The sequence below is a fragment of the Mesorhizobium sp. M8A.F.Ca.ET.207.01.1.1 genome (genome assembly GCF_004794715.1).
GTDB lineage: Bacteria > Pseudomonadota > Alphaproteobacteria > Rhizobiales > Rhizobiaceae > Mesorhizobium.
In genome coordinates this window covers 258,473-270,953 of record NZ_SRUS01000008.1, presented here as the reverse complement: position 1 = coordinate 270,953, position 12,481 = coordinate 258,473, and the positions used below count along the sequence as shown (strand labels likewise).

Below are 12,481 nucleotides of genomic sequence, written 5' to 3'. Positions count from 1 at the left end.
AGACCTATTCGCTGAACGTCACCCATTCCTCGAGCGGCTCACGATCGGTGCGGAAGGCGTTCTCGGGCTTGGAAGTGTCTTCATAGCCGAGCGCCATGCCGCAGACGACGATCTCCTCGTCGGGAATGCCGAGCACCGGCCGGATCTGCCGGTGATAGGGCGCGAAGGCCGCTTGCGGACAGGTATGCAGACCCCTGCCCCGCGCCGCGACCATGATGTTTTGCAGGAACATGCCGTAATCGATCCACGAACCCTGGTTGAGCCGGCGGTCGATGGTGAAGATCATGCCGACCGGCGCATCGAAGAAGACGAAGTTGCGGTCGTGCTGGGCGCGCATCTTGTCGACCTCCCGGCGGCCTATGCCGAGTGCGCCATAAAGGCCGAACCCGTTGGCACGGCGGCGGGTGAGATAAGGCTCGAAGAACTGGGTGGGATAATAGCGATATTCGTCCCAGTCGGCTTTTTCCGCGCGGATGCCGGAATTCATGATGGCATCCGTGATCCGCTGCTTGGTCCCGCCCTTGGTAACGTAGACTCGCCACGGCTGCATATTGGTGCCGGAGGGAGCGCGCGCCGCAACAGTCAGTATGTCACGGATCGTCTCGTCATCGATCATGTCGGGCAGAAATGCACGCACCGAACGGCGCGACATGATCGCGTCGTCGACGATCTCGGCATCAACCGTGATTCGAGCCTTCTTTTCCAGCATGGGCCGTCCCTTAGCCGTTGTGTCGATCGGACGTCCCCACTCGCCGCTCGCGGCGGAGCCTTTGCATGAACCGTCAAAATCCTGCAAGCAAATCTTGAGCATTGGTGAAAATCTACTTGATTTTTTCATGAGCTTGATTTCTCATGAAATTCGACTGAAAATTTTCATGAAGTGAGCGATTTGGTCTCCCCTACCGCACGAACATTACAGGGACCTGACGAGCGAGTCCTGGCCGGCGATATCAGGGCCTTGCGCCGGGTGCGCGGACTGACGCTGGCCGAGATCGCGCTGAAGCTCGGCCGCTCGGTCGGCTGGGTCAGCCAGGTCGAGCGCGGCCTGTCGACGCCATCGCTCAGTGATCTCCGGGCCTTTGCCGAACTGTTCGGCGTGCCGATCAGCCTGTTCTTCAGCCATGACGTACCCGTGGAGAGCGAGCGCGGCGTGGTGGTGCGCGCCGGCAAGCGCCGCACGCTTGGCACCAGCGAATCCGGTCTGGTGGAAGAGCTTCTGTCACCGGACCTCGGTGGTAGCTTCGAGATGGTGCGGTCGGTCTTCGCGCCGGGAGCGGAGTTGAAGAACGAGGCCCGCCGGCCGACCGAGGAGGCCGGATACATCGCGTCCGGGCAGTTCGACATCGAAATAGCCGGGGTCTGGCACCGGCTTGGCGAAGGCGACTCCTTTCGCTTCGAAGGCAAGTCTTACCGCTGGCGCAATCCGGGTAGCGAGCCGGCTGTTGTCATCTGGGTGGTTTCGCCGCCGGTCTATTGATTGATGAGTGGATGTCGCCGGAACCGTGCAGCGGTTTTGCGACGGCGACACGCATAAAAACAAAAAGAAAAGCGCGGCGCGCTTGAAGATTGGGAGAAGAACATGGCGGGTTTGCCGAGCACTGCGCGCGTGGTGATCATCGGAGGTGGCGTGGTCGGCACCTCCTCGCTCTATCATCTGGCCAAGGCCGGCTGGACCGACTGCGTGCTCCTGGAAAAGAACGAGCTGACCTCCGGCTCGACCTGGCATGCCGCCGGCAATGTGCCGACCTTCTCCTCCTCCTGGTCGCTGATGAACATGCAGCGCTATTCGACCGAGCTCTATCGTGGCCTCGCCGACGCGGTCGACTATCCCATGAACTACCATGTCACCGGTTCGCTCAGGCTCGCCCACACAAAGGAGCGCATGCAGGAGTTCCAGCGCGCCAAGGGCATGGGCCGCTATCAGGGCATGGACATCGACGTGGTCGGGCTCGACGAGATCAAGCGCCGCTATCCGTTCCTCGAAACGCATGAATTGAAGGGCGCGCTCTACGATCCCAGCGACGGCGACATCGACCCGGCGCAGTTGACGCAGGCGCTGGCCAAGGGCGCGCGTGACATGGGCGCGAAAATCATCCGCTTCTGCCCTGTCACCGGCGTGCGCCGTGAGAAGGACGAATGGGTGGTCGAGACGCCGCAGGGCGAGATCCGCTGCGAGATCGTCGTCAATGCTGCCGGCTACCGTGCCGCCGAAGTCGGCAGGATGTTCGGCCGCGAAGTGCCGATGATGGTGATGAGCCACCAGTACATATTGTTCGAGGAAATCCCCGAACTTGCCGCCTGGTCGAAGGAACAGGGCAAGAAGCTGCCGCTGCTGCGCGACGTGGACACCTCGTACTATCTGCGCCAGGAAAAATCCGGCATGAATCTCGGCCCCTATGAGCGCAACTGCCGCGCCCATTGGGCAACCCACAACGATCCGATGCCGGACGATTTTTCCTTCCAGCTCTTCCCCGACGACCTCGACCGGCTGGAGCATTATCTCGCCGACGCCGTCGCCCGCGTGCCGATCCTGGGCACCGCCGGCCTGTCCAAGGTCATCAACGGACCGATCCCCTATGCGCCCGACGGCAATCCGCTGATCGGGCCGATGCCGGGCGTTCCCAACGCCTTCGAGGCTTGCGTCTTCACCTTCGGCATCGCCCAGGGCGGCGGCGCCGGCAAGGTGTTGGCCGAATGGGTGACGCAGGGCCAGACCGAATGGGACATGTGGTCGTGCGATCCGCGCCGCTTCACCTCCTTTGCTTCCGCGCCGGACTATTGCGTGGCCAAGGGCATGGAAATCTACGGCAACGAATACGCCATCCAGTTCCCGCGTCACGCCTGGCCGGAAGGCCGCGACAGGAAACTGTCGCCGATCCACGATCGCATCAAGGCGCTGGGCGCCCGCTTCGATGCCTATAATGGCTGGGAACGCGCCACCTGGTACGCGCAGGACGGCGACGACATCTCCGAGGAAGCCACGCTGACCTTCCGCCGCGAGGGGCCCTGGCAGCAACGAGTCCGCGAAGAGTGTCTCGCGGTCCGCGACGCCGCCGGCATCCTCGACCTGCCCGGCTTCTCGCGCTTCAATCTCGAAGGCCCTGGCGCCGCCGAATGGCTGAGCCGGCAGGTAACCGGCCTAGTGCCGAAGCCCGGTCGCATCGGCCTGGTCTATTTCTCCGACGACAAGGGCCGCATCGTCACCGAAATGTCGGTGGTGCGCCATGGCGAGGAGTCCATGACGCTGATCACCGCGGCGGTGGCGCAGTGGCACGACTTCGAATGGCTGAAGTCGCACATGCCCGGGGATGCCGCGTTCAAGCTGATCGACCGGACAGAGGAATTCTCCACGCAGATCCTGGCCGGCCCCAATTCGCGAAAAATCCTTGCCGATGTCTGTGAGGCCGACCTGACCTTGCCATGGCTGACGCATCAGGAAACCAGGATCGCCGGCCGCTGGGCCAAGCTGGTTCGCGTCTCCTTCGCGGGCGAGCTCGGCTGGGAGATCCACACCAGGGTCGACGACACCGCCGCCATCTTCGATGCGATCTGTGCCGCCGGGCAGCACCACGGGCTGAAGCCGTTCGGCATGTACGCGCTGGATTCGCTGCGCCTGGAAAAGGGCTACCGCACTTGGAAGGGCGACCTGTCGACCGACTATTCGATCCTGCAGGGCGGGCTCGAGCGCTTCGTCAAATGGGAAAAGCCCGACTTCCGCGGCAAGGCGGCACTTCAGAACGAGAAACAGCAAGGCGTGAAGAAGCGCTTCGTCACGCTGGTGGTCGAAAATCCCGGCGATTGCGACGCGCCCTACATGTCGACGCTCTGGCACGACGGCCAGATCGTCGGTGAGACGACATCGGGTGGCTGGGGTCATCGTGTCGACAAATCGATCGCGCTCGGCATGCTGCGCGCCGACCTGAGCGAACCCGGCACCTCTGTCGAGGTCGAGATCTTCGGCGACCGTTTCAAGGCGGTCGTGCAGCAGGACGAGCCGTTGTGGGATCCCAAGAACGAAAGGCTGCGCGCATGAAGCCGGTTATCCTCACCGATGGCGGCATGGGCCAGGAGCTGGTGCGGCGCAGCAAGTCCGAGCCGACGCCGCTGTGGTCGGCCAGGGTGCTGATCGACGAGCCGGACCTCGTGCGCGGCCTGCATGCCGAATTCATCCGCGCCGGCGCCCGGGTCATCACCATCAACACCTATTCGGCGACGCCCGAACGCCTGGCGCGCGAGGGCGCGGAAGACCTGTTCAAGCCGTTGCAGAAGCGTGGCATCGACCTCGCCAGGCAAGCCCGCGACGAGGCCGGCGACGCTGCGATCGCCGGCTGCCTGTCACCGCTTTTCGGCAGTTACGCGCCGGCGCTGACGATCCCCTACCGGGACACGCTCGACATCTACCGCCGCATCGTCGCCGAACAGGCTGATGGCGTCGACCTGTTCCTGTGCGAAACCATGGCCTCTGCCGAAGAGGCGCGCGCGGCGGTCACCGCCGCATCGGAAAGCGGCAAGCCCGTCTGGGTGTCATGGACGCTGGCCGATCACGGCACGCCGCGCTTGCGCAGCGGCGAGACGATTGCGTCGGCAGCGGATGCGCTCGGCGATCTGCCGGTGGCGGCGCGGCTGCTCAACTGCTGTCGTCCGGAAGCCATCGCGGCGGCCTTGCCGGAACTGATCGAGCTCGGCGGCCCGGTCGGCGCCTATGCCAATGGCTTCACCTCCACCGAAGCGCTCAAGCATGGCGGCACGGTGGATGTGCTGCATGCCCGCCACGATCTCGGTCCGGATGCTTATGCCGAACAGGCTGTCGGCTGGGTGGAATCCGGGGCGGACATCGTCGGCGGTTGCTGCGAGGTCGGTCCCGCTCACATCGCCGCCTTGCGCGATCGGCTGCAACAGAACGGTTACGCGATCTCGGGAGTCTTACATGCCTAAACCATCATCGCGCATCACCGGCATCGTGCCATCGGGCAAGGATGGCTGGGAGGTTCATTTCGCCGCCTGGAACCGCAAGGAGGCCGGCGAGGACATCATCATGCTGTCGGTCGGCGATCATGATTTCGACACGCCTTCGGAAACGATCGAGGCTTGCGTGGCAGCGGTCCGTGGCAGCAACCATCACTACACGCCGCTGCCCGGTCTGCCGCGCCTGCGTAAGGCCATGGCGGCGGCCTCCAGCGCCTGCACCGGCGTCGAGACGATGGCGGAAGAGGTCATCGCCACGCCGGGCGGCCAGGCGGCACTTTACGCTGCCGTGCAAGCCGTGCTCGATCAGGGCGACCACGCCATCGTGGTGGCGCCCTACTATGCCACCTACCCCAACACGTTCAGTGCCGCCGGCGCCAGTTTCACCGTGGTCGAGACACCGGCCGAGGATGGCTTCCAACCCCGTACGGACAAGATCCGTGCGGCAATCAAGCCCAACACGCGCGCCATCCTGATCAACACGCCGAACAATCCGACCGGTGCGGTCTACTCGCGCGAGCGGCTGGAACAACTGGCAAAGCTCTGCCGCGAGCACGACCTCTGGCTGCTTTCCGACGAGGTTTACTGGACGCTGGGCGGCGGCGAGCATGTCTCGCCGCGCTCGCTGCCCGGCATGGCCGAGCGCACGCTGGTCATCAATTCGATGTCCAAGAGCCACGGCATGACCGGCTGGCGCATGGGCTGGCTGACGGGTCCGGAGGAGATGATCGCGCTGCTGACCAACCTCAACCTGGTGACGACCTACGGCCTGCCGGCCTTCATCTCGATCGCTTGCGCCGAGGCGCTGGAGCAGCACTATGGCGTCAAGGACATCGCCGAACGCTACGCCGCACGCCGCACGGTCCTGCTCGATGCGGTGCGCGGCATGAACGATGTCACCGTGCGCGGTTCCGAAGGCGGCATGTATGTCATGCTCGACATATCGGATGTCGAACCCGACGACGAGAAATTCGCCTTCGCCTTTCTCGACAAGGAGAAGGTCGGCGTCATGCCCGGCTCCAGCTTCGGCGAAGCCGCGGCCGGCCATATCAGGATAAGCCTGTGCCAGCCCGAACCGGTACTGCGTGAAGCAGCCGCCCGGCTGCGCCGTTTTGTTTCCAGCTACCGTCGCGAGGCCGCATGACCGTCAAGACCCTTCCCACCAAGGCGCGGGCCGTCATCATCGGTGGCGGCGTCTCCGGCTGCTCGGCCGCCTACCACCTGGCCAAGCTCGGCTGGACCGACATCGTGCTTTTGGAGCGCAAGCAGCTGACCTCGGGCACGACATGGCATGCCGCCGGCCTGATCGGACAGTTGCGCGGTTCGCAGAACATGACCCGGCTGGCGAAATATTCGGCCGACCTCTACGTCAAGCTGGAGGCCGAGACCGAGGTCGGCACCGGCATGCGCCAGGTCGGCTCGATCACCGTCGCGCTGACCGAGGAGCGCAAGCACGAGATCTACCGGCAGGCATCGCTCGCCCGCGCCTTCGATGTCGATGTGCGCGAGATTTCTCCCAATGAAGTCAAGCAGATGTATCCGCATCTCAACGTCTCTGACGTGGTCGGCGCCGTGCACCTGCCGCTCGACGGTCAATGCGACCCGGCCAACATCGCCATGGCGCTGGCCAAGGGCGCGCGCCAGCGCGGCGCCACCATTGTCGAGAATGTGAAGGTGACGAAGGTCCATACAAAAAATGGCCGCGTCACCGGCGTGTCCTGGGCGCAGGGCGAAGAGCAAGGCACCATCGAGGCCGACATCGTCGTCAACTGCGCCGGCATGTGGGCGCGCGAACTCGGTGCCCAGAACGGCGTTACCATCCCGCTGCATGCCTGCGAGCATTTCTATCTCGTCACCGAGCCCATCTCAGGCCTCGGCCGCCTACCGGTGCTGCGCGTGCCCGACGAATGCGCCTACTACAAGGAAGACGCCGGCAAGATGATGCTCGGCGCCTTCGAGCCGGTGGCCAAGCCATGGGGCATGGACGGCATCCGCGAGGACTTCTGCTTCGACCAGTTGCCCGAGGACATGGACCATTTCGAGCCTATCCTCGAAATGGGCGTCAACCGCATGCCGATGCTGGCCACCGCCGGCATCCACACATTCTTCAACGGCCCGGAAAGTTTCACCCCCGACGACCGCTACTATCTCGGCGAGGCGCCGGAACTGCGCGGTTATTGGATGGCGACCGGCTACAACTCGATCGGCATCGTCTCGTCCGGCGGCGCCGGCATGGCGCTGGCGCAGTGGATCAACGATGGCGAAGCGCCGTTCGACCTGTGGGAAGTCGACATCCGCCGCACCCAGCCGTTCCAGAAGAACCGCCGCTATCTCAAGGAGCGCGTCTCCGAAACGCTCGGCCTGCTCTATGCCGACCATTTTCCCTACCGGCAGATGGCGACATCGCGTGGCGTGCGCCGCTCGCCCTTGCATGAACATCTGAAGGCGCGTGGCGCCGTGTTCGGCGAGGTTGCCGGCTGGGAGCGCGCCAACTGGTTCGCGCGCAAAGGCCAGGAGCGCGAATATCGCTATTCCTGGAAGCGGCAGAACTGGTTCGACAATCAGCGTGAGGAGCATCTGGCGGTCCGCAACAAGGTCGGTCTGTTCGACATGACCTCGTTCGGCAAGATCCGAGTCGAGGGTCGCGACGCTCAGCGTTTCCTGCAAAGGCTCTGCGCCAACGACATGGATGTGGCGCCGGGCAAGATCGTCTACACGCAAATGCTCAACCAGCGCGGCGGCATCGAGAGCGACCTCACCGTGTCGCGGCTTTCGGATACGGTCTATTTCCTCGTCGTTCCAGGGGCCACGCTGCAACGCGACCTCGCCTGGCTGCGCCGGCATGTCGGTGAGGCGTTCGTCGTCATCACCGATGTCACCGCGGCCGAAAGCGTGCTCTGCCTGATGGGTCCGGATGCGCGAAAACTGATCCAGAAGGTCAGCCCCAACGACTTCTCCAACGAGAACAATCCGTTCGGCACCTTCCAGGAGATCGAGATTGGCATGGGGCTCGCCCGGGCGCACCGCGTCACCTATGTCGGCGAACTCGGCTGGGAGCTCTATGTCTCTACCGAACAGGCTGCCCATGTCTTCGAGGCGGTCGACGAGGCCGGCGCGGATGTCGGCCTGAAACTCTGCGGCCTGCACACGCTGGATTCCTGCCGCATCGAAAAGGCTTTCCGCCATTTCGGTCACGATATCACCGATGAGGACAATGTGCTGGAAGCAGGCCTTGGCTTCGCGGTGAAGACAGCCAAGGGCGATTTCATCGGCCGCGACGCCGTGCTGAAGAAGAAGGAGGCCGGGTTGAACCGCCGTCTGGTCCAGTTCCGGCTGAAGGACCCGCAGCCGCTGCTCTTCCATAACGAGGCGATCCTGCGCGACGGCAAGATCGTCGGTCCGGTCACCTCCGGCAATTACGGCCATCATCTCGGCGGCGCCATCGGCCTTGGCTATGTGCCATGCCAGGGCGAAAGCGAGGCGGATGTGCTCGCTTCATCTTATGAGATCGAGATCGCCGGCGAACGGTTTGCCGCCGAAGCATCGCTGAAGCCGATGTATGATCCGAGGTCGGAACGGGTGAGGATGTAGCGCGGCGCCTCTTCCTTCTCTCCTTGTGGGAGAAGGCAAGTGCTGCTCTCAAAAATGCTCCAGCTTCGCCCGCACCTTGACCAGAAACGCCGCTCTCGTCGCCGGCGTCGAGGCGTCCATCAAATAATGCGCCAGGAAAAACGTCTTGCAGCGTCTGGCGCACAGCGCCCGCATGCCGCGCAGCAAGGTCTTGCGTCCGGGCTGGCCGACGACGACGCTCCACCAGGTTGGCGCACCACAGGTGGTGATGACGCCGACCTTGGTGACATGCGTCATCAGCGACTTGATCCCGCCCTTGCCCGCCGGCAGCTTGAAGGCGATGTCGGTCGCCCACACCCGGTCGAGCCAGCCTTTCAGCATCGCCGGCAGCCCATACCACCAGGTCGGATAGACAAACAGGATCGCCTCGGCCCAATTGAGCAGTTCGAAATGCGGCTTCAGCGCCGGATCCTGCGGCGCATGGTCGTTGTAACTGCGCCGCTCCTCGCAGCTCATCACCGGATCGAATTTCTCGGCATAGAGGTCGAGCAGCCGCACGTCCCAGCCTCGACGCGTCAGCACGTCCACGGCGGTGTCGCGGATCGCGGCGCAAAAGCTCTCCGGCACCGGATGGCAATAGACGACAAGCGCACGCATCAGAATGCATCCATGCTGGCCGCGACCTTCGTCATGAAGGACTTGCGCGTTTCGTCGGTCGACAGGTTCATCGCATAATGGGCGAGATAGGAGACGGGAGCGCCGGGCTTGATCGTCGCGCGCAGCATGCGCTTCACGACCTTGCGCGGCGGATCGCCCATCACCATGGCGCGGAACCGGCTGCCGCCATAGGTGGTGACAGCCGCCAGTTTACGGATGTTGTGCAGCGTCGGCTGCACTTTGCCATCGACCAGCTTGAACGACACGCCGGGCAGGAAGACGCGGTCGAAAAATCCTTTCAGGATCGCCGGATAGCCGTAGTTCCAGACCGGAAATGACAGCACCAGGGCCTCGGCCGCCTGCAGCCTCTGAATGTAGCCGGCAACCGCATCCCCTGGTCCACGCGGGTCGTGATAGCCAAGCCGTTCGGCCCGCGTCAGGCGCGGGTCGAAATTCTCTGCGTAGAGGTCGCAGTTGTCGACTGTGTGACCCGCCGCCGTCAGCCGCTCGACGATCATCCGGTGCAGGCCGGCATTGAAGCTGGTCTCGACCGGATGGGCGTAGAGCACGAGGATGTTCATCAGCCTGCCTTTTGCAGCCCCTTGAACAGAAAAGTCCGGCCCGAACGGTAGTCGTAGTCCGGGTTTTCCCAGGCGATCATCTTGCCGGGGTTGAGCAGGCCTTCCGGATCGGTCTCGCGCTTGAAGGCCAACTGCACGGCGTCGGTCTGCTTCATGCCGCCCTCTTCCAGCGTGTAGCGGTGCGGGTTGAAGATCGGGCAGCCATTGTCCTCATGCAGGCGGATGATTTCGTCGAGCCTCGCCTCGGTGGTGAACTTGACCAGCGGCAGGCCGAAGCAGGTGATGTTGCCGTCCAGCCGGACGAATTCGAGATGCGAGAACACCTCGCCAGGGAACATTGCATCCATCTTCTCGACCAGCGCCAACTGGTCGGGAAAGGGATAGAGCGATTGCAGATAGGTAATCGACGGATCGACCCGCAGTGCCCTGAGCGTGGTGTGGTTCCAGGCCAGCTCGTAGGCCGGCGGCAGGCCCTTTTTCTCCTCCGGCGCGGCAAGGGCAGCGTTGAAGATCACGTCGCCCCCGGCGCGGCGCGTAAAGGCCAGGAAGGCGTCCAGCCCATGCCGAGCCACCATGACGACGCAGATGCTTTGCCCTTCCCTGAAAAATTTCTGGTGCCGCTTGAAGTAGAGTTGCGGCACGGGTGCCGCGATCGGCGTGATCAGCTTGGTCAGGATGCCGTCCTGGCAGGCGAGCGCGTTTCCATAACGGGCTGCTTCCATGAAGGCGTCGAAACCGACGATGACATCGATCCAGTCATAGGCTGCCGTCAGCGGCATCTCGACCTCGGATATGATGCCATTGGTGCCATAGGCGTGGGTCACCTTGTGCAGGTTCTCGCCTGTCAGTTCGAGCACCTTCGGCTCGGCCTCCATCGTCACCACGCTCAGCCGCAGCACGTTGCCGAAGTCGCGCAATCCGCCGAAATTGATCGAGCCGACACCGCCAGAACCACCGGCGATGAAGCCGCCGATGGAGGCGGTGTTGTAGGTCGAGGGCGACAGCCGCAGTTCCTGGCCGGAATGCGCCCGCGTCGCCTTGTCGATGTCGGCCAGCACCGCGCCGGGTCCGGTCACCACGCGGCCTGGGCCGATCAACTTGACCTCGTTCATCTCGGCGAGGTTGAGTACCACCCCGCCCGACAGCGGCATTGCCTGGCCGTAATTGCCGGTGCCGCTGCCGCGCGGCGTCACCGGCACGCCATGGCGGTGACAGGCGGCAAGCACGCGGATCAGTTCGGCCTCGGTCTTCGGCGTCACGATGAGGTCGCCGGTGACGTGGTCGAGCTGCCGTTTCAGCACCGGGCTGTACCAGTAGAAGTCGCGGCTTTTCTGCTGGACGATCGCCGGATTGTCGTCGAGCTTTATCCCGTCGAGATCGCGTTTGAGCGCCGAAACATCCATCATTCCACCATCAGCTCGTCGAGTTCGGCATAGTCGGGCAATTGCCGGTCGATCGCGCGTCCGGCGCGCACGACGATGCGATCCGATTCGGGCCGCGACAGCAATTCCGTCCAGCTTCGACCTTTGAACAGGACGAAATCCGCGTCGCCGCCGGCGGCAAGCACGCCGAAGCCATCGAGCCGCATCACCTTGGCCGGTGTCGCGGTCACCGCCTGCGGCCAGTCGGCGACCGGATGATCGAAATGCAGGATGCGCGTCGCCATGCGATAGACTTCCAGCATGTCGAGATCACCATAGGCGTAGAAGGGGTCGCGCGTGTTGTCGGAAGCGACGGCCACCGGAATGCCCCTCGCCTTCATCTCGTGCAGCAGAGTCACGCCACGCCAGCGCGGCGTGGTGCCGTCGCTCCGTCGATCCTGCAAATAAAGATTGCACATCGGCAGCGACACGACGGCGAGCCCGGCCTTCGCCACCTTGTCCAGCGTGTCCAGCACCTCGAGATCGGGCTGCCGCGCCAGCGAGCAGCAATGGCCGACGAGGATCTTGCCCTCGAATCCGTTCCACAGGGCTGCCTCGGCGATCTTCTTCAGCGAGATCGCGGCGACATCGTTGGTCTCGTCGGCGTGAAAATCGAGGTCGAGCCCGTGCTTGGTCGCCTGCGCGAAGACGTGGTCGAGCAGTTCCTCCAGGTCCGGCACCATATAGGTGACCACACCCAGCACGCCCCTGGCGGCGGCCACTCGTTTGGCCAGCCTGTCGAACCATTTTCTGTCGCGCACGCCCTCGATGCCAAGCAGGCAGGCGCCCTGCAATTCGATGCGGCCGCGCCAGGCCTCGCGGATCGTCTCGAACACCGGCCAGGAGATTTCCTCCTGCGGGGCGACGCTGTCGATATGGGTTCTGAGCGCCCTGGTGCCATGCGCGTAGGCCGAGCGCAGCGAAAAATCCATGCGCCGCGCCACGTCCTCGGCGCTCCAGCGCGCCGCGCGGTCGGCGCCGGTGGCGTTCAGCGCACCCATGAAACTGCCGTCGGGATTGGGCTTTCGCGACCAGATATGGCCCTTGTCGATATGCGTGTGGCAATCGACGAAACACGGCAGCACGATACGGCCGCCAAGATCGATGGCGCCGGCCGGCACTTTCGATGCGGCATGCGCCGCGATGCTGGAAATCTTGACATCGGCGACGGTGATGTCGGCCAGCGCAAAACCATCTCTGTCGAAGACCGAGGCAAAGCCCGGCGTCAGCGACGCGTGAAGCCGGACATTGGTTAAGTGGTAGGGACCTGAGGCTGGTATCAAGGCA

General features: G+C 63.9%; 10 protein-coding genes. 5 read left to right on the top strand and 5 right to left on the bottom strand.

Going from position 1 to position 12,481, the window contains the following annotated elements; all coding sequences use genetic code 11:
• Positions 1–4: 4 nt before the first annotated feature.
• Positions 5–709 (bottom strand): nitroreductase, encoded by a 705-nt coding sequence (locus EN850_RS24130; protein ID WP_167531378.1) that lies wholly within the window; start codon positions 707–709, stop codon positions 5–7.
• A gap of 171 nt (positions 710–880) precedes the next feature.
• On the opposite strand from EN850_RS24130, the gene EN850_RS24125 reads away from it, so the two are divergent.
• The 5 genes from EN850_RS24125 to EN850_RS24105 all read left to right on the top strand — a co-directional run bounded on the left by EN850_RS24125 (position 881) and on the right by EN850_RS24105 (position 8,556).
• Positions 881–1,477, top strand: a complete 597-nt coding sequence (locus EN850_RS24125; protein WP_189553311.1) for an XRE family transcriptional regulator — start codon at positions 881–883, stop codon at positions 1,475–1,477.
• 102 nt (positions 1,478–1,579) lie between these two features.
• The gene (locus EN850_RS24120; protein ID WP_135915693.1) at positions 1,580–4,033 is read left to right on the top strand and encodes an FAD-dependent oxidoreductase; all 2,454 of its coding nucleotides are present in this window, start codon (positions 1,580–1,582) and stop codon (positions 4,031–4,033) included.
• Positions 4,030–4,935 carry a homocysteine S-methyltransferase family protein gene (locus EN850_RS24115; protein WP_136092412.1) on the top strand — a complete coding sequence of 302 codons (906 nt, stop codon included), beginning with the start codon at positions 4,030–4,032 and terminating at the stop codon, positions 4,933–4,935. Before EN850_RS24120 ends, EN850_RS24115 begins: the two co-directional genes overlap by 4 nt.
• Complete coding sequence (locus tag EN850_RS24110; protein WP_136092411.1) at positions 4,928–6,109, top strand: pyridoxal phosphate-dependent aminotransferase; 1,182 nt, start codon at positions 4,928–4,930, stop codon at positions 6,107–6,109. The genes EN850_RS24115 and EN850_RS24110 overlap by 8 nt, the downstream gene beginning before the upstream one ends.
• Positions 6,106–8,556: an FAD-dependent oxidoreductase gene (locus EN850_RS24105; protein WP_136092410.1), complete on the top strand. Its 2,451-nt coding sequence runs from the start codon at positions 6,106–6,108 to the stop codon at positions 8,554–8,556. Before EN850_RS24110 ends, EN850_RS24105 begins: the two co-directional genes overlap by 4 nt.
• Positions 8,557–8,604: 48 nt before the next feature.
• On the opposite strand, the gene EN850_RS24100 is transcribed toward EN850_RS24105, so the two are convergent.
• From EN850_RS24100 to EN850_RS24085, 4 genes are read right to left on the bottom strand one after another with little or no spacing between them, the layout of a single operon-like run.
• A complete protein-coding gene (locus tag EN850_RS24100) occupies positions 8,605–9,192 on the bottom strand; it encodes an NAD(P)H-dependent oxidoreductase (protein WP_135866631.1) in 588 nt (195 codons plus the stop codon).
• Complete coding sequence (locus tag EN850_RS24095; RefSeq protein WP_167531380.1) at positions 9,192–9,773, bottom strand: NAD(P)H-dependent oxidoreductase; 582 nt, start codon at positions 9,771–9,773, stop codon at positions 9,192–9,194. Before EN850_RS24095 ends, EN850_RS24100 begins: the two co-directional genes overlap by 1 nt.
• Entirely contained in the window at positions 9,773–11,176 is a 1,404-nt protein-coding gene (locus EN850_RS24090; RefSeq protein WP_136092442.1) for an FAD-binding oxidoreductase, read from the bottom strand. Before EN850_RS24090 ends, EN850_RS24095 begins: the two co-directional genes overlap by 1 nt.
• Positions 11,176–12,477: a cytosine deaminase gene (locus tag EN850_RS24085; protein ID WP_136092409.1), complete on the bottom strand. Its 1,302-nt coding sequence runs from the start codon at positions 12,475–12,477 to the stop codon at positions 11,176–11,178. The genes EN850_RS24090 and EN850_RS24085 overlap by 1 nt, the downstream gene beginning before the upstream one ends.
• Positions 12,478–12,481 lie beyond the last annotated feature (4 nt).